Raw genomic sequence first — 16,869 nt, 5'->3', positions numbered from 1 at the left:
TATCTCATTCATCTACTTCCTCTACCCCGACAGCCTTGAGGAATTTCTTAACGACTGCCTCATCTACAAGTTTCAGTAAAGTCTGACGGTCCTTTATGTCACTGAAAACACCCAGAGGAATCTGTGCACCTGCAGCTGTGGAATGGCCACCGGCAGACCCCTCACCAAAAGCCTTTTTCAGGATGGCACCCAGATTGACACGGATATCATTGCTGCGTCCTGAAACATAGATAACTTCGTCACTTACACCAAAAACGATTGTGGTAAATATACCCTCAAGATTGAGTAAATAATCGGCTGCCTGAGGAAGAGCATCCCTGTCCCGGATGATTCCCACATTGGAAAGCAGGTAGCTACCAATGACCTGCCGGTTCTTGATAGCCTGGCCGAGTACATCAAGGGTTTCGATAGACATTGACGGCCTTTCAAGCTGATCCAGAACTTCATGGTCGGCCATCGGATAAAGGAAAGAAGCAGCTGAAAGATCATTGGGATCGGTGTTGCGCTTAAAATCCAGTGTATCGGTACGAATGCCATACAGCAGAGCTGTGGCAATTTCACTGCTGATTTCTATATTCAATTCCTGCAGGTACTTGGTCATTATAGTAGCAGAAGCCCCCACATTGGGGCGAATATCAATAAAATCAGCATCTATTTCAGCATCACCTACAGGATGGTGGTCTATTACCACACCAATATGTGTCCCTTCTGGAAGCATATTGTTTGACCCTGCCACCGCACAATCGACAAGAGCAATCTCATCAAATTCAGATATATCCCGACCTTCCATATGCTCGAGATTGATACCCAGCAGGTTTACAAATGCTTTGTTCTCCTGATGGCCTATTTCACCATTATAGAGAATCGTGGGATACAGACCATAATTTTCGGCCATGAGTTTAAGGGCCAGGGCACCTGCTATAGCATCAGGGTCAGGGTTATCATGAACCACTACAGCAAGGCTTTTCCCAGTGTTTTTTCTGAACCACTGGGAAAGCTGGTTACCGATTCTCACAGATTCAGCACGTTCAAGGGACCTTGAAAGGGATTTTGATACTATCCGGGATGGCATGAACACAAAATCCGCACCAATTTCTTCCATTTCCTGCAGATTAATTACATCCGATGCCCTTGCAACACAGTAGAGAGAAGGACGGAAATGTTTTTTCACATTCCTGAGAGCCTGTTTATTGGCCTCGTTATCTGAACTGACAATCAATACACCGGATAGTTTTTTAGTCTGAAGGCCACGTAGAGTTTCAATCTCGGAAATATCACCCACTATCGCCTCATAGGCTTCCTCACGCAGGGTCTCGACTTTTTGTGGGTCCTTATCAACTATGATAAGTTCTTTTCCTAATTCCCTCAATGCCTTTGCTGTGGCAAAACCAATACTTCCACTTCCAAGTATCAGATAGGTAGGTTTAAAACGTGTCCTTTCAGGTTCATTTTCTTTTGGTGCGGCGGGAATGAGAATATACCTCCCTGTAGAAGATGAAATAATCCCTAACTATTAAGACATTTTCGTCTCAAAATGGTGAATAAAAGATAAAACAGCAGAAATTTCATTAACTCAGAAGAACAATAAATAACAGAGGAAAGAATGCAATCTATTACACCTGACAGAATGAAAGCCATAGACACAAACTGCACACATCTGGGATTGAAAGGGATACAGCTTATGGAAAATGCAGGAGCTGCGATTGCACGTAAAGTGTTATCCCTGGATGTTCACAACAATGTATTGATCGTGGCAGGAAGGGGAAATAATGGCGGCGATGCATTTGTTGCCGCCCGTCATCTAAGTTATTATGATAATATTAGAGCAAGGGTGATCCTGGCGGGGAAAGCAAGCGGCATAAGAACAAAGGACGCATTGGAAAATTTCAATTTATTGAAACATTGTGGTATTAAGGGCCTGGCTGAGATTACGGATTCCACACAATCCGATGTTTTCCAATGGTTCAAAGAAGCGGATGTCATTGTAGATGGCCTGCTTGGCACGGGAATCCGGGGACATGTCAGGGAACCTGAAGCTACATTGATAGATGCCATTAATACCGGCAACTCCTATGTGGTTGCAGTAGACACGCCCTCGGGTCTCGATCCTGCTACTGGAAAGGGTGAGAATACTGTCATGGCAGATACAACCCTGACATTCCACAGAATGAAAACCGGCCTCGAAAACCAGGGTGAATTTACAGGAGATGTCGAAGTTATCAATATCGGCGTTTGCAGGGACGCAGAAGACACTGTAAACAGAGGGGACCTGGAACCTCTGCTCAAACGTCGTATTGATTCACATAAAGGACAGTCAGGCAGGGTACTTATCATCGGAGGAGGTAGATACTCCGGAGCACCAGCCCTTTCAGCAATGGCTGCCCTGCGCACCGGTGCAGACATCGTGACCATTGCCTCCCCGGCAAATGTGTCGGACACAATCGCCTCATTTTCCCCCAACCTCATTGTCAGGAAATTATCCTCTGAAATTCTGCATACAAACGATATTGAAATCTTAAAAGACCTTATTCATGCACACGATGTGGTGGTTATCGGAATGGGGCTGGGTAACGAAGAAACAATACACCAGGCAATACACCAAATCCTGCCCCTATGCAAGAAAGTTGTTGCGGACGCAGATGCCCTTAATGAATTACAACTGCCCCCTCCTGAAAATTGTGAAATGATACTTACGCCTCATCCCGGGGAATTCGCCAGACTTACAGGAAAGGAAGTTGAAAAAGAACTGCCTGCAAGGGCCAAAATGTTACATGATTTTTCCCGGGAAAATAAAGTTATAACCATCCTAAAGGGGAAAACCGATATTATTTCTGATGGCAAATACATAAGACAAAACTATAGTGGAAATGCCGGTATGTCCGTTGGCGGCACAGGAGACGTGCTCGCAGGAATCGTGGGTGCCCTGTTCTGTCGCACGGATGCGTTTAATGCCGCTTGCTGCGGGGCATTTGTTAATGGAGAGGCAGGAGATGTGGCTTTTGCAAAAAAGGGGTACGGATTACTGGCAACAGATGTGATCGAACATATTACAGACATTATGAGACAATAACAGGTGATAAAATGACACATACAAAAGACAGGAATGTTGTAGTGGATATTGAAAGGAACAGACTGCGAGTTATAATCAGTCATGGAGAAGATGAAGAAATCATCAAGTTGAGTTTTGGTGAAGCCCATACATTGTACGAAGCCCTCGGGAAAAAACTTGAGGACTATAAGCAGCGCCAGAATCTCAGAATAGATTAAATGGGGCGAATCCGTGGGAGAATTCACTCACATCAAAGATAGCCATGTTCATATGGTCGATGTATCCGGAAAAAGCGAGGTCAAACGCACTGCTCTTGCCCGGGGGAGTATATTCCTTTGTAAAGAAACCATTGAAGAAATCCAAAAGGGATATGTCGAAAAGGGCAATGTACTGGCCACAGCCCGTATTGCCGCCATAATGGCTGTCAAAAAGACTCCGGAACTTATTCCGATGTGCCACCAGATCCCGATAACCGGTATCGACATGGATTTTGAGATATGTAAAGACAGGATTACTGTTAACCTATCCGTCAAATCCAGAGGCCAGACCGGCGTGGAAATGGAAGCAATTACAGGCGTAAGCTGTGCCCTCCTTGCAATATGGGACATGGTCAAAGCACTTGAGAAGGATGAAACCGGAAACTATCCCCATACCCGGATCACTGATATTGAGGTAATCCACAAAGCAAAAGAAAGCTGATACCCAATTCTTATAAGTAACCAATACATTCATAACCATTATCAAAAAAGCGAGGGAATGATGTGAAAATAATAGCCGGACCAGCTTCCCAATTGCTTGCCTCTAAAGTGGCACAGCAACTCAATACGCCTCCCACAATATGCGACTATAAAAGATTCCCTGACGGGGAACTGTATACCCGCATCAGGGATGACAGCATCGATGATGTTACTATAATACAGAGTACACCTACAGATAGTGATTATGTAGCCCTGCTACAATTAATAGATGCTTGTGAAGAAGCACCAACCATCAACGTTGTAATACCGTATATGGGATATGCCAGACAGGACAAAGTTTTCAATCGGGGAGAACCGGTCAGTGCGCGTGCAATTGGCCGAACCATTAATGCTGACAGGGTTTTCACTGTAAACATACATGAGAGAAGCATACTTGAACATTTCAATGCCGATTCCTTTGACCTTGACGCTTCACACTTAATCGGGAATCATATACGTTCTCTGAACCTGACAGATCCACTCATAATCTCCCCGGATGTTGGTGCCCTCGAACTTGCAAAAAGTGCATCTGCAGATATAGGCATTCCCTACGAACAACTTGAAAAAACAAGGCATAGCGGAGAAAGTGTAACGATTGCTGAAAAAGAGATTGATGTGAGCGGAAGGGATCTGATACTGCTGGACGACATGATTGCAACCGGTGGTACCATGGCAGAATCTATCCGTATGCTTAAAGAGCAGGGTGCAGCAGACATATATGTTGCCTGTATACACCCGGTACTTGCACGCAATGCCGTGGTGCGTCTTTACAATGCTGGTGTCAAGGAGATTATATCCACTGATACCCTTGAAAAACCACAGAGCAGTATCTCGGTAGCCCCCCTGATAGCCGATACTCTTAAAAGCCTCTAATATTCACCTATATGAGGAGTGTTAAGTATGTCTTTACCGGAAATCTGTCCCATTGATAGGACTCATGTGTGCAAAAAAAGAAAGTGTCACCTCTACCATGTGGATTGGCGTAGCGGTGATGAGAACTGTTCCGTTGGGTATAATCAGACCACAAAAATGAGAAGGAGTTCCGAATCTGTAGTGGATGAATATGCTCAACGTGTGAAGGAAAAACTCAGGGACAGAACAGAACCACCGGTAGATTCCAGAGAACCCACAAAAGAAATCCCACAACCTGGAAGAGATAAGGCTCCCACAAAAGAAAAAACCAGAGAGATATCCACAGAAGGAAAGAGGAAAAGTATAGATAAAGCAATGGAACTTGACCTTCCAGATGATTATGAAGAAGAGTTCTGGTCCGACAGATAAAGCAGATAATATGCATGCAGAGATGCTGCAATCTGTTTATAACACACTTATCCGGGAATTAGGTTCACAGCAGTGGTGGCCTGCTGAAACCCCTTTTGAAGTTATCGTGGGAGCAATACTTACCCAGCAGACAAAATGGACGAATGTGGAAAAAGCTATCGATAACCTTAAACAGAAAAATATGGTTGAGGCGGGCAGATTGGCAGAGATGGATCTGCAGGAACTTGAAGAGGATGTCAGATGTACCGGATTTTACAGACAAAAAGCCAGCAGATTAAAAGGAATATCAAGTTTTTTTCATTATCACGGTGAAGAAGTACTTTTCTCCCTTCCAACAGAAAAACTACGCAGACGTTTACTTGAATTAAAGGGTATCGGACCTGAAACTGCAGATAGTATCCTGTTATATGCTGCCGGCAAACCTTGTTTTGTAATTGATGCATATACAACCAGAATAATGCGATGTATCGGAATTGAAGGTAATTACCACCAACTGCAGGAAATATTTGAGAAAAATATTCCAAAAGATGTGGATATGTATAAGGAATACCACGCCCTGATAGTGGAGTATGCTAAAAGGTACTGTGCAACCAGGCAGTGCCACAAATGTCTCCTGAAGGGGAACAAAGATGGACAAAACTGAATTCAATGAGATACACCGAAGCGTCACGAATGCTTCAGACTTCGAAAAACTGGCCCTGGATTACTGCCAGCCCGTAGGCGTAATCGCTTCCATCCTGCACCAGAAAATTATCGATTATGTCAAGAAAAAATACTATATCATACAGAATAAAAGTGCTTTACTGCTCAAAAAATGGAAAAGGGGCAGCAGTATAATTCAACTTTCAGAAGAATACAAATTCCCTCCTACACTTATAGCTACAACGCTGCTAAAAGAGATGGGGATGTCCAAGAAATACGTATTCAACCACCTAGATGAGATAGAAGACAACCGGCTTGCATCTGAAATAAAGGAAGCTCTTGAAATAGATCTTTATTTTTCACCTGAAGCCCACTCTTTTCAGGCCAGGAAAGGAATATTAGGGGAAATGATTGTAGCCAAGTGGCTTGAATACAGAAATATCGAATATCTAACAGAAGAAGAATTGAGAAAACAAAGTGCAGAAAAGACACCTGATTTTTTCCTTCCTGATCCTGTTGAGATCCGGGGTCAGCAGGTAAACTGGATCGAAAGCAAAGCCGTATTTGGTAACGAAACCGATCATCAGACCTATATCAAAAAGCAGTTTTTCCACTATGAAGAATTATATGGCAGTGGAATGGTGATATACTGGTACGGTTATGTGGATGGGATCAGCCTGGAAGGCCATGTAATAAGTGACTACAGGATAGATGATGAGTTTGATCCAGACATCCTGCGGGATATAGTAGATTTACTCAATCTCGCGCCTGACTGGTAAAATTACATTCCTTCATTGTCTCTCAATGGCGAATAAGGGCCTGTATCACCAAAGTCTTCCTTTAATAAAACATCGCCCTCTACAAGACTGGCATGTGTGCCTATGGTTTCGAGCAACGAATCTACCTCTTCTCCCACAGGTTCCCTCATATTGTTCATTTCAAAAATATCTTGTAAAACAGATATTGCATTTCTTTTCCGGGGATCAGTGATGCGTGTCATTAAAGTTAACACCGTTGATTGTTTTTAAAAACCTGCCGATTTTTACCTATTTTACAAGAGCATTCCGATTTGGTAGACCACTGCACCCACTGTGAATGCAAGGAGTATCGTAAATGTGGAGATCATAACAGTATCCCTTGTGCCCAGCTCATGTTTAAGTATTGCAATGGTTGCAACACATGGAATATATATTGTTGTAATTACAGCAAACACGTACATCTGTAGAGGCGTCAATACCGTTGCAAAATTAGCAGTACCCGCAAGTACCGCCAGTACCTCAAGCGCCATTTCCTTGCGCAATATACCGAATACAAGTGCTGTGGCAGCAAAAGCAGGCAGACCGAGAATCCCCACAGATATAGGAGATACGGCATTCTCGAAAATATCCAGTATACCCAGGCTATCCAGCCCACCCAAAAATGCACTCCCCACTATCAGCAGAGGAAAAGCGATGTAGACAAACTCACGTATCCTAAGCCAGGTCTTTTTAAGAGTGGACACAACATCAGGATGTCTCAACGGACCCATCTCCATTATAAAACCGGTCCGCTCCCCGGGAAGACCCCTACCCAATATCCAGCCGGTTATGAAAATTATAAAGATTTCCAGCACATAGATAGATACTGCAGCCCAATAACCTACAAAAGTGCCTACAAGTCCCAGAATAATAACAGTCCTTGCAGAACAGGGGATAAGGGATATGAGAACCGAAGCGATACGCCTTTCCCTCAATGTATTCAATGCACGGGTAGCCATGATTGCCGGTACATTACAACCCAATCCCAGTACCAGGGGAATCACTGCCCTACCATGCAATCCCATCCTGTGGGTCAGGTTATCCAGCAGGAAAGCTGCGCGGGTCAGGTATCCCGAATCCTCGAAAATGGAGAGTATAATATAAAAAATCCCTATGTAGGGAATTGCAATGGCAAATCCAGCCTCTATGCCCAGCAGGGAATAGATGATCACATTGCGCACAAGGGGGTTGCTTGCTGCAAGCTCCGCTTCAACCGGAGCTATGAGGTAGGTTTCGAAAAGATGGACGATTCCCTCTTCCAGGAATCCCCCAACCCTGAAAACCAGAAGGAAAGTAAGTAAAAGGGCTGCTGCAAGACCCACGACACCCACATATTCAGATGTGAGCATATCATCAATACGATGCTTTAGAGAAGTGTCCTTTTCTACAATTGACTGCACCGAGTCTGTAATCTGGCCGGCTTCCCCATAGAGGTCTCTTGCCATGGTATCTGAAATAGCCATATTGTGGGCATCTTCGATCTCTGAAGCCATTTCTGAAGCTTTTGACAAAAGCAGGTCTGCCTCATGGGGTCTGCAGCACATGCGTACAAAATCACTGTCATTTTCAAGGGCACGCAATCTTATTACAGAGGCAGTATCAGGAAAATCCACACCAAGGTCATTGATAGCGTTAGTTATATGGTTATCATAGTGAACACGGATTCGCCCTGCTGGTGAAAGGGATGGGTCAACTGCTTCTTTCAGGACCTCCTCAAGCCCGATTCCCTTGGTGGCAACAGTAGGTACAACCGGCACACCAAGTAGCCGGGATAATTTGGGGGCGTCAATATCAATACCCATTTCCCTGGCGGCATCCAGCTGATTTAGGGCAATTACTACGGGTACACCGAGTTCCAGTATCTGGAGGGTAAGATACAGGTTACGTTCCAGTCTTGTGGCATCCACCACATTTACAATCACATCGGGATATTCACGCAGCAGGTATTCCTTTGAGACCCGTTCGTCCTCTGTGGATGTACCCAGTGAATAAATACCCGGCAAATCAACGATATCTATTTTCTTCTGGCCAACCTTTACAGTCCCGCGTGTCATTTCCACAGTGGTTCCCGGATAATTGGAAACCATGACACCCACACCGGTGACCCTGGAAAAAAAAGCACTTTTACCTACACTGGGATTGCCAACAAAGGCAATTGTCATGTCATGATCGCCGTCATGCATGCGTTTTTCGGCTGCCCCGCAGCAAGAATCAGGAATGAGTACCACGTCTCCGCTGCCTGTGGTCGTTTTCTGCAGGTTTTACAAAGATTTTTTCCGCCACTTCTTTTCCCAGGGCTATTTCAGTACCCTTGGTAATTATAGAAATGCATCCCTGTTTCTGTTTTCTTTTGATTTCAATATCCTCTCCTGCGACCATCCCCAGTGACGTGAGCCTATCCTTGGTCTCTTTTGGCAGGGCAACCATTACCACTTTTCCTTTAGTCTTTTCATTCATTTCTACAAGAGAAATATAATGTTCCCTGCTCAAACTACATTTAGCAGGCAGAGTGGTTTCAGAAATATCGCAAAGGCCTTTTTCTGCCAGATAAGAGCACATTCTTTCAAGTACAACATCTGACATAACATGTTCGAGCGCACAGGCTTCCTGGTCCGCTACTTCTTCATTTATATCAAGTACCCTGGTGAAAAAGTTCTTGAGCACCAGATGTTTTCGCTGGAGATTGTTGGCCTGTATTATTCCGGATTCGGTCAATTCAACCCCGCGATAAGGAGCATGAGTCACAAGACCTTCATCCGAGAGACGCTGTATCATTTCAGTAACTGTTGCCGGAGCAATTTCAAGTTCCTTTGCTATATCCTTGTTCTTGGCCGGGGAACTGGTGCGAGTGATCAAACCCTGTATGGTTTCCAGATATTCTTCGGTTCTCTCAATATACATAAATGACCCACTGCTAGAGGAAAATTAGAATACATATTATATTAGGTTATGCGAAAGTGAAGTAGAGAATCTATAGATATATATTTAACGGCTGTACACAAAGACACTGTTCAGTTAAAACATCTTTCCCATTGATACGGCGTATATGAATTTAGATTTTGATGATTTCTGATGTAATTAGGATTAAACATATTGATCCAATTACTGATATGCTGAACAAGTCCCTCTTTATGTGGGAAATATTTATCGAACACCTTAATCCTGCTTTTAAAAGATTTGAACCATCGGTTGATATAGTTTCTGATACCCCCGGATATTACAGTTCTCTTAATCCCGGGTTTCTCCATAACAGTGTACCGTGGCCCCCCCATCCACAACTGCCCTCTTTGGCATTTCTCCATATATTCGTTTCAAATCCTTAAAGAAAGATTTCGTAGTTAAGTGGTTCCTTGTAGGATATATCTTGGCATAGATTATTCTTTTAGAATCGGGATTTATAGCCGCGTTATAATAATAGTTCTGAGTTTTTCCTCAAACTTAAGTCCCTGCTGGTACACAAGTATGGATAATGCTATGGCTTTTAGATTCCTTCTTTTCCTTTGCACGTAAGATTTAATATCTACCGGCACTAAATCTAATTATGCATTCTGTTCCATTTTCATCCCCTTTAAATGGGGGGATGAATCCCCATTTAGTTATTTTTTAACTGAACAGTGCCTATCTTTTTGCCGAAACGTATATATTCAGGTAATGCTTATGAAGGGCCGCACAAATGGGCCGGTAGCTTAGTCAGGCAGAGCGATGGACTCTTAATCCATAGGCCGAGGGTTCAAATCCCTTCCGGCCCGCCTATTTGCTTTTCTTATTTTAATCTAAGAATATATTGAAGGTGCCGGAAGGCACATTTGTGTCTATGTATGTGGCCACCGACTCTTCAGCATCCCTGTGTTGTCGGGAAGGCATCAACATTTTAACGGTAAATGTCATGTTCTTAACAGGCCTTGTTTGGACTTTAAATTCATTCGGCCTTCTGGAATTTGCACTTTCCGGAAATCATGACTGTACCTGCCATCATGCACCTCAACTGCCACCTTGAATCTCACGATCATGTTTATGCGGGCGTCGGGCTTAGTATTGCCCGTTATTGTGATATTTCCCCAGGTTTGAGCCGCTTGTGTGATACATCCCACTCAATACCAGAGTATTTTGTGTCTGGCTTTTCCTCTATAGGTTTCAATATAGAGCTTATTATTTTGTAAAATCCCAAAAATATGTTGTATCCGGTTGTTGAAATAGAACTCCCCTTATTCTATAAACATAATTGAACGTATGCCAACTTTATTTTCTTAGGCCCGTTTTCAACGAGTTGTTTATATGTATTATCAGTTATTATCTTATATAAAATTCACAGGAGAGTGAGATTTATGCCCAAGGTTAGTGTGGATATCCCCCAGCAGTTGCTTGATGATCTTAATTGTCATGTAGGGGTAGATAGGAAATTCGTGAGTCAGTCGGATGCTATTCGGACTGCAATCCGTAAATTACTGGATAGGATGGATGATGTGGACACAAGGCACGGAAGAATTAAAGAATAAGATTTGATTTCAAATATTCCATGCATTCTGTACCATTTTGCAGATTTTTCATTTCTGTAATAAACAACCCTTCATAACCGTCAACCCTGTCAAATACTTTTTTCCAATTAATACAGCCTTTGCCAAGAGGGAGGTGTTCATCCCTTTTTTCATGGTTGTCATGTATGTGGGAATGGATCATTACTTCTCTGCAGGAATCCAGAAACTCATCAAGCAAGCCCATTGTATTGGCATGGCCAATATCCAGTGTCATGCCTATATTATCCGAATCTGCCTTTTCTATTATTTCCAGTATTTCAGCAGGATATTTTCCAAATATGTGAGGCATATCTGGCATATTCTCCAGTGCAATCGTAATTCCTTTATCCTCTGCAATCGTGCTTATCTCTTTCAGTGATCCTATCGTATTGTCCCAGGCTTTTTCGGGATATAATGCTCCTTCAGGGGAGAGATAACCAGGATGGATTACTGCGATTTCAGCAAGACCTGATGCCATGTGCAGGCAATGTCCCATCTGCCTTATAATTTCTTTGTGTATACCGGGATTGAGGGTTGCAAGGTTTATGTCAGAAAACGGCAGGTGTATTGTGAAGGTCAGGTTTGTTGTATCCTTTATCTGTTGTATCCTGTCAATGTTTTCAGCAGTAATTTTCTGTTTTCCTTCCTGTACAAGTTCAATTGCTGAATATCCCATCTCTTCCAGTTCATAAGCCCATTCAAGTGGCATTTCCCCGCTTGCTCTTGCAGAAAACCCGATTGCCGGTGGCAACTTACTCACCTTCTCTTAATGGGGGCATTTCCTTTTCATAAACAGGTTTTCCTTCTTCTGTGGGAGGGGCTAACCAGTTAATTATATCTTCCAGTTCCCCTTCATTACATTTAATTTCCACATGGATCGACCCTAGCTCTTCTTCTCCTGCAGGAAAACTGATGCGTCCCACAAAAGCAACCTGTTTATTGAGCATGAAACTTATTTTTTCTTCCGGGCTGTGTATTCCTTTTTCGAGAACGGACCTTGCGGTATCGAGGATTGCTTCATCCCGCAGCAGGTGGTGGAATATTTGCAGGTCACGATGGTTGCAATCTATAACTGCGATATTATCATCTAAACGGGGTGCAAGACCACTAATCCTTGTAAGCGCCTCGCATACCTTTGAGACATCCTCTGTTGGATTTACACGGGCCCAAAACTTAACGCTGGCCATTTATTCTTCCCACCGTATCTTTCACCTGTTTTCTAAATTCCTTGAGACTTGCGGTGTTGTCAATGGTTACATCGGCAGTTTCCATTGCCTGACCCATTCCCCATTTCATCTCCCTTTCGTCCCTGATTTTCAAATCTTCGATTTTTTGCATGTCATCGCTTCTGCATCTTTTACGCACACGTTTAAACCGGTTTTCAATAGGACTGCTTATAGCGATTAATGAAAACTCATCTCCAAATTCTTTCTTGAAAATTTCCACCTCTGCAATCCCGCGGATGCCATCGATCACAACAACATCGTTATCATTCTGTTTGATTTTCGGGATACATCTCCTGGCAACTGCATCCATGCCTTCTTTGTCCCTCAGGTCATTGGCTACCATTCCAGTGTTGCTGTCTGTTGGATCGAGCTGGCGGTGCTTGACCTCTTCCCGTATCACATCTCCCATATTGATTACATTAATTCCCATATTACGGATCACTTTTGAGGCTTCGGATTTCCCGGAGGCGGGCATTCCTACAAAGGCTATTATTTTCATGAGTTGTTTCTCCTCTCCTGCCCTATGATATGTTATTATTTATATATCGTTATCCCTATGGAATATCATGCAAATCGGAAAGATAAGGCTTGGAGGAAACCTTTTGCTTGCTCCAATGGCAGAGGTAACCAATCTTGCCTACCGGGTAGTTTGCAGGCGTAGGGGTGCATCTTTTGCTTTTACCGAGATGATCAATTCCGAGGCGATACTGCACGACAATGCAAAATCACATCAGATGGCTCTAAGTTTTCCGGATGAGGGTATATTCGGTGTCCAGATATTTGGCAATTCTCCGGTTTCTATGGCAAAGGCTGCCTGCCTGATTGAAAATGAATCATCTCCTTCAATTATAGATATCAATGCGGGCTGCCCGTCTCCCAGAATCCGAAAAACGGGTGCGGGCTCAAAGCTTATGGAAAAACCCGATGTGCTGGAAAATATTATACAGTGTGTGGTGGAATCAGTAAATGTGCCTGTGACTGTAAAGATACGCGTATTCAGGGATGTGTCACAGACTGTGGAACTTGCATCAAGGCTTGAAAACGCCGGTGTCTCGGCCATAACAGTCCATGGAAGGACTGCCATGCAGCACTATTCGGGGTTGGCGGATCATTTGCACGCTCGCAGGATAAAAGAGGAACTATCAATTCCTGTTATTGCAAACGGGGATATACGGGACGGTGTTTTTGCTGCCCAGGTTCTTGAATATACGGGATGTGACGGTCTTATGATAGGGCGGGCAGCCATGGGAGATCCTGATATCTTCTCAAGGATAGGGTCATTTCTTGAAAGCGGCACGGAGTCCCCTCCAGCCGGTTGTGATCAGAGAAAAAGCAGTCTGGAGGAATACCTGAAACTGCTGGAAACCTATGGGTTGGACAAAAATGTAAACCTGGCAGCACATTCTGCGTGGTTTACCAGGGGTCTTGCAGGTTCCAGGTCATTTCGCAAATCCATCCAGAACGTAAAGAGTAGTGATGATATCATTTCCAGGATGGGAATGCTATGCAAGGAGTCATAATTGTTCTTTTAGGATTTTTTAAAATAATTTTTATCTGTTATCACCGAAAAACTAAATAATAATTAGCTATTCTACACAATTAAACATTGCATTTATTCCAATTACCATCCAAACGGTAATTGTTGATGCATGCGGGTTCGTATCCGCTATCTACAATATATGTTCATTACGTTTGTTACGGAGAATACAGATGAAAGAAATAAGAATACATGGTCGAGGCGGACAGGGTTCGGTTACAGCAGCCGAACTACTGGCAGGCGCCGCTTTTGAGGATGGCCAGTTTAGCCAGGCATTCCCGGCCTTTGGTGTCGAAAGACGTGGAGCGCCGGTTCAGGCTTTCACAAGGATCAGTGATGCCCCAATCAGGCTCAGAAGCCAGATTTATGAACCAGATTACATAATCGTTCAGGACCCCACTCTTCTTGAGGTAGTGGATATTGACAGCGGGGCAAAAGATGATGGTATCATACTTATTAATTCTGATTTTGCTCCGGAAGATTTTGATCTTGACACAAATGCCCGTATAATGACCGTGAATGCAACAAAGGTAGCTCTTGATATCATTGGAAGGCCTATTGTCAATACTGTTCTTTTAGGAGCCTTTGCCGGTGCAACGGGCGAGGTCAGGGCCAGTTCAATTGTTAATGCAGTAAAGGGGCGCTTCTCTGGTAAAATAGGAGAGAAAAATGCAGAGGCTGTGCAGAAAGCCTATGACTTGATGGCGGAGGATAAATAATGAGCATACAACTCGGAGGAGTCTGTCAACCCGGTACCACGAGGGTAAACAAGACAGGTGGCTGGAGAACTTTCAGACCAGTCTTTGATTACGACAAATGTATCAAATGCAAATTATGTGAACTGCTCTGTCCTGATATGGCAGTACTACCCATGGACGACGGATTCTTTGAATTTGATTATGATTACTGCAAAGGATGCGGAATCTGTGCCAATGAATGTCCCACGGAAGCCATTGATATGGTACTGGAGGAGAAATAAATGACAGTTATACGTACCCTTGACAAGGATAAGATGGATGTGGCCGAAGGTTCCTATGCAGTGGCCCATGCTGTGAAGGTATGCAGGCCAAATGTTATTTCCGCATATCCTATCACACCACAGACCCATATTGTGGAGGACCTTTCCCAGTTCATGGCCGATGGTAAGATTCCAAACTGTGAATATATAACAGTCGAATCAGAGTTCTCCGCCCTTTCGGCTCTTGTAGGTTCTGCAGCAGCAGGTGCCAGGTGTTATTCAGCCACCACCTCACAGGGGCTGGAACTGATGCATGAGGTGCTTTTTAACGTATCAGGAATGCGCCTGCCGATTGTAATGACCATCGCAAATCGTGCGGTCAGTGCCCCGATTAATATCTGGAACGACCAGCAGGATTCCATCTCTCAGCGGGATACAGGCTGGATCCAGATGTATGCCGAAGATCTGCAGGAAATCTCGGATATGACCGCTCAGGCTTACAAGGTTGCAGAAGATAAGGATGTAATGATGCCTGCAATGACCTGTATGGACGGTTTCATCCTGTCTCATGTTTATGAGCCCGTGGTCTTGCTGGAACAGGACCTTGTGGATGAATATCTGCCTGCTTATGAACCGGAATACTCACTCGATCCTAAAAACCCGCTTACATTCGGTGCCTTTGCAGACCCGACTGTATATACCGAATTCAGGTACCTGCAGCAACAGGCAATGGATAATGCCCTGCCCAAGATAGAAGAAGCTGCCAATGAGTTCTATGAAATATTTGGAAGGTACTATGGTGGTCTGATCGATGAATACGAGACAGAAGATGCTGATATAATCCTTATGGCTATGGGTTCACTTGTAGGAACCATCAGGGATGTCGTGGATAAACTCCGTGCGAAGGGAGTCAAGGTCGGCTTACTTAAAGTAAGGACTTTCAGGCCATTCCCGGCAGAAGCAATAAAGAATGTTATCAAGGATGCAAAGGTTGTTGTCGCACTTGACAAGAACATCTCTCTGGGACTCAATGAAGGATCCCTGTTTACCGAGACCAAGGCAAGCCTGTATAATACTAAGGTTGATGTCCCGATAGTGGGCCGGATGATCGGACACGGTGGTCGTGACATACCCGAAAAAACCATTGAGGATATAGTGGAGGAAGCTAAAGGCATAATCTCTTCGGGTATCAACACTGAGAGCAAATATGCTGATCTGAAGGAGGAATTGTTGTGAAATCATTGTTTACATCAGGACATCGTGGTTGTGCAGGTTGCTGTGATGCAATGGTGGCCAAGTTCACCCTTATGGCCGCAGGAGAGGACTGTATTATTATATCCCCTACCGGCTGTCTGGAAGTTATGAGTACCCCCTACCCCGAAACCTCATGGGAGGTCCCGTGGGTTCATTCCCTCTTCGAGAATGCAGGGGCTGTGGCTTCCGGTGTGGAGGCTGCCCTTAAGGCAATGGGTAATAAAGGTGATACCAAGGTAATCGCTCTGGCAGGAGATGGTGCTACTCTTGATATCGGAATGAGATCCATTTCCGGTGCCTTTGAGAGAGGCCATGATATAACCTATGTATGTATCGATAACGAGGCATACATGAATACCGGTGTGCAGAGGAGTGGTGCTACACCCTTTGATGCGTCTACCACAACAAGCCCTGCCGGAAAGGTTTCCTATGGGAACCCCAGGCCCAAGAAGAACATGCCTGCAATTATGGCAGCTCATGGTTCTCCATACATTGCTACAACTTCCCTGGGTTATCCCAGGGATATGATCAAAAAGATCAAGAAAGCAACCGAGATTGAAGGCCCAACCTACATTCATGCCCATGCGCCCTGTACCACAGGATGGGGTTTTGACACTTCCAAGACTGTGGAAGTTGCAAAACTGGCAGTACAGACCGGTCTGTGGCCGCTGTATGAAATGGAGAATGGTGAAGTTACAAAGGTACGCAAAATAGGCAAACAGAAAAAGCCTGTCGAGGATTATCTCAAGATGCAGAAAAGGTTCAAACATCTTTTCAAAATGGAAGGCGGAGAGGAACAACTCAAACTGATCCAGGCACTTGCAGATAAAAACATTGAAGATTTCGGGCTTGAATAAGTCTGAAATCTCCTTTT

At 44.1% G+C, this 16,869-nt stretch carries 20 protein-coding genes and 1 tRNA gene; 14 read left to right on the top strand and 7 right to left on the bottom strand.

The window, feature by feature from the left end:
* Window positions 1–4: 4 nt before the first annotated feature.
* On the bottom strand, window positions 5–1,414 hold the full coding sequence (locus tag CP947_RS04685) for a DHH family phosphoesterase (protein ID WP_096712079.1): 1,410 nt from the start codon (window positions 1,412–1,414) through the stop codon (window positions 5–7).
* A 189-nt stretch (window positions 1,415–1,603) separates the two neighbouring features.
* On the opposite strand from CP947_RS04685, the gene CP947_RS04680 reads away from it, so the two are divergent.
* The 7 genes from CP947_RS04680 (at window position 1,604) to CP947_RS04650 (ending at window position 6,488) form a co-directional block, all read left to right on the top strand.
* On the top strand, window positions 1,604–3,070 hold the full coding sequence (locus tag CP947_RS04680) for an NAD(P)H-hydrate dehydratase (protein ID WP_096712078.1): 1,467 nt from the start codon (window positions 1,604–1,606) through the stop codon (window positions 3,068–3,070).
* 11 nt (window positions 3,071–3,081) lie between these two features.
* Complete coding sequence (locus tag CP947_RS04675) at window positions 3,082–3,267, top strand: hypothetical protein (protein WP_096712077.1); 186 nt, start codon at window positions 3,082–3,084, stop codon at window positions 3,265–3,267.
* Window positions 3,268–3,280: 13 nt separating this feature from the next.
* Window positions 3,281–3,748, top strand: coding sequence for a cyclic pyranopterin monophosphate synthase MoaC (gene moaC / locus CP947_RS04670; protein WP_096712076.1), 468 nt, complete (start codon window positions 3,281–3,283; stop codon window positions 3,746–3,748).
* Window positions 3,749–3,810: 62 nt separating this feature from the next.
* Window positions 3,811–4,659: a ribose-phosphate diphosphokinase gene (locus CP947_RS04665; protein ID WP_096712075.1), complete on the top strand. Its 849-nt coding sequence runs from the start codon at window positions 3,811–3,813 to the stop codon at window positions 4,657–4,659.
* Window positions 4,660–4,686: 27 nt separating this feature from the next.
* The gene (locus tag CP947_RS04660) at window positions 4,687–5,067 is read left to right on the top strand and encodes a hypothetical protein (protein ID WP_096712074.1); all 381 of its coding nucleotides are present in this window, start codon (window positions 4,687–4,689) and stop codon (window positions 5,065–5,067) included.
* Window positions 5,039–5,710 carry an endonuclease III domain-containing protein gene (locus CP947_RS04655; protein ID WP_253247325.1) on the top strand — a complete coding sequence of 224 codons (672 nt, stop codon included), beginning with the start codon at window positions 5,039–5,041 and terminating at the stop codon, window positions 5,708–5,710. Before CP947_RS04660 ends, CP947_RS04655 begins: the two co-directional genes overlap by 29 nt.
* Complete coding sequence (locus CP947_RS04650) at window positions 5,697–6,488, top strand: C15orf41 family protein (RefSeq protein ID WP_096712073.1); 792 nt, start codon at window positions 5,697–5,699, stop codon at window positions 6,486–6,488. Before CP947_RS04655 ends, CP947_RS04650 begins: the two co-directional genes overlap by 14 nt.
* Window positions 6,489–6,490: 2 nt before the next feature.
* Here CP947_RS04650 and CP947_RS04645 read toward each other — a convergent pair whose 3' ends face one another.
* From CP947_RS04645 to CP947_RS04635, 3 genes are read right to left on the bottom strand one after another with little or no spacing between them, the layout of a single operon-like run.
* A complete protein-coding gene (locus CP947_RS04645) occupies window positions 6,491–6,709 on the bottom strand; it encodes a hypothetical protein (protein ID WP_096712072.1) in 219 nt (72 codons plus the stop codon).
* 51 nt (window positions 6,710–6,760) lie between these two features.
* Complete coding sequence (gene feoB / locus CP947_RS04640) at window positions 6,761–8,734, bottom strand: ferrous iron transport protein B (RefSeq protein WP_308736810.1); 1,974 nt, start codon at window positions 8,732–8,734, stop codon at window positions 6,761–6,763.
* On the bottom strand, window positions 8,718–9,407 hold the full coding sequence (locus tag CP947_RS04635) for a metal-dependent transcriptional regulator (protein ID WP_096712071.1): 690 nt from the start codon (window positions 9,405–9,407) through the stop codon (window positions 8,718–8,720). The genes feoB and CP947_RS04635 overlap by 17 nt, the downstream gene beginning before the upstream one ends.
* A 774-nt stretch (window positions 9,408–10,181) precedes the next feature.
* On the opposite strand from CP947_RS04635, the gene CP947_RS04625 reads away from it, so the two are divergent.
* Window positions 10,182–10,255: transfer RNA gene (locus tag CP947_RS04625), tRNA-Lys, on the top strand.
* 576 nt (window positions 10,256–10,831) lie between these two features.
* On the top strand, window positions 10,832–11,002 hold the full coding sequence (locus tag CP947_RS04615; protein WP_096712068.1) for a ribbon-helix-helix domain-containing protein: 171 nt from the start codon (window positions 10,832–10,834) through the stop codon (window positions 11,000–11,002).
* On the opposite strand, the gene CP947_RS04610 is transcribed toward CP947_RS04615, so the two are convergent.
* The 3 genes from CP947_RS04610 to CP947_RS04600 are packed head-to-tail and all read right to left on the bottom strand — an operon-like array spanning window position 10,992 to window position 12,745.
* Window positions 10,992–11,780 carry a sugar phosphate isomerase/epimerase family protein gene (locus CP947_RS04610; protein ID WP_311133157.1) on the bottom strand — a complete coding sequence of 263 codons (789 nt, stop codon included), beginning with the start codon at window positions 11,778–11,780 and terminating at the stop codon, window positions 10,992–10,994. The two genes, CP947_RS04615 and CP947_RS04610, sit on opposite strands and share 11 nt — an antisense overlap.
* Window positions 11,773–12,207 (bottom strand): RNA-binding domain-containing protein, encoded by a 435-nt coding sequence (locus CP947_RS04605; RefSeq protein WP_096712066.1) that lies wholly within the window; start codon window positions 12,205–12,207, stop codon window positions 11,773–11,775. The genes CP947_RS04610 and CP947_RS04605 overlap by 8 nt, the downstream gene beginning before the upstream one ends.
* Window positions 12,194–12,745: a dephospho-CoA kinase gene (locus CP947_RS04600; RefSeq protein ID WP_096712065.1), complete on the bottom strand. Its 552-nt coding sequence runs from the start codon at window positions 12,743–12,745 to the stop codon at window positions 12,194–12,196. Before CP947_RS04600 ends, CP947_RS04605 begins: the two co-directional genes overlap by 14 nt.
* A gap of 67 nt (window positions 12,746–12,812) precedes the next feature.
* Here CP947_RS04600 and dusB point away from each other — a divergent pair, with 67 nt between their 5' ends.
* The 5 genes from dusB to porB all read left to right on the top strand — a co-directional run bounded on the left by dusB (window position 12,813) and on the right by porB (window position 16,852).
* The gene (gene dusB / locus CP947_RS04595; protein WP_096712064.1) at window positions 12,813–13,766 is read left to right on the top strand and encodes a tRNA dihydrouridine synthase DusB; all 954 of its coding nucleotides are present in this window, start codon (window positions 12,813–12,815) and stop codon (window positions 13,764–13,766) included.
* A 190-nt stretch (window positions 13,767–13,956) separates the two neighbouring features.
* Window positions 13,957–14,502: a pyruvate ferredoxin oxidoreductase subunit gamma gene (locus CP947_RS04590; protein ID WP_096712063.1), complete on the top strand. Its 546-nt coding sequence runs from the start codon at window positions 13,957–13,959 to the stop codon at window positions 14,500–14,502.
* Window positions 14,502–14,762 carry a pyruvate synthase subunit PorD gene (porD, locus tag CP947_RS04585; RefSeq protein WP_096712062.1) on the top strand — a complete coding sequence of 87 codons (261 nt, stop codon included), beginning with the start codon at window positions 14,502–14,504 and terminating at the stop codon, window positions 14,760–14,762. Before CP947_RS04590 ends, porD begins: the two co-directional genes overlap by 1 nt.
* Window positions 14,763–15,977: a pyruvate synthase subunit PorA gene (gene porA, locus CP947_RS04580; RefSeq protein ID WP_096712061.1), complete on the top strand. Its 1,215-nt coding sequence runs from the start codon at window positions 14,763–14,765 to the stop codon at window positions 15,975–15,977.
* The gene (gene porB, locus CP947_RS04575; RefSeq protein ID WP_096712060.1) at window positions 15,974–16,852 is read left to right on the top strand and encodes a pyruvate synthase subunit PorB; all 879 of its coding nucleotides are present in this window, start codon (window positions 15,974–15,976) and stop codon (window positions 16,850–16,852) included. The genes porA and porB overlap by 4 nt, the downstream gene beginning before the upstream one ends.
* Window positions 16,853–16,869: the final 17 nt, after the last annotated feature.

Origin of the sequence: Methanohalophilus euhalobius (assembly GCF_900215215.1) — an archaeon.
Taxonomy (GTDB): Archaea; Halobacteriota; Methanosarcinia; order Methanosarcinales; family Methanosarcinaceae; genus Methanohalophilus; species Methanohalophilus euhalobius.
This window is presented reverse-complemented; position numbering and strand designations above follow the sequence as displayed.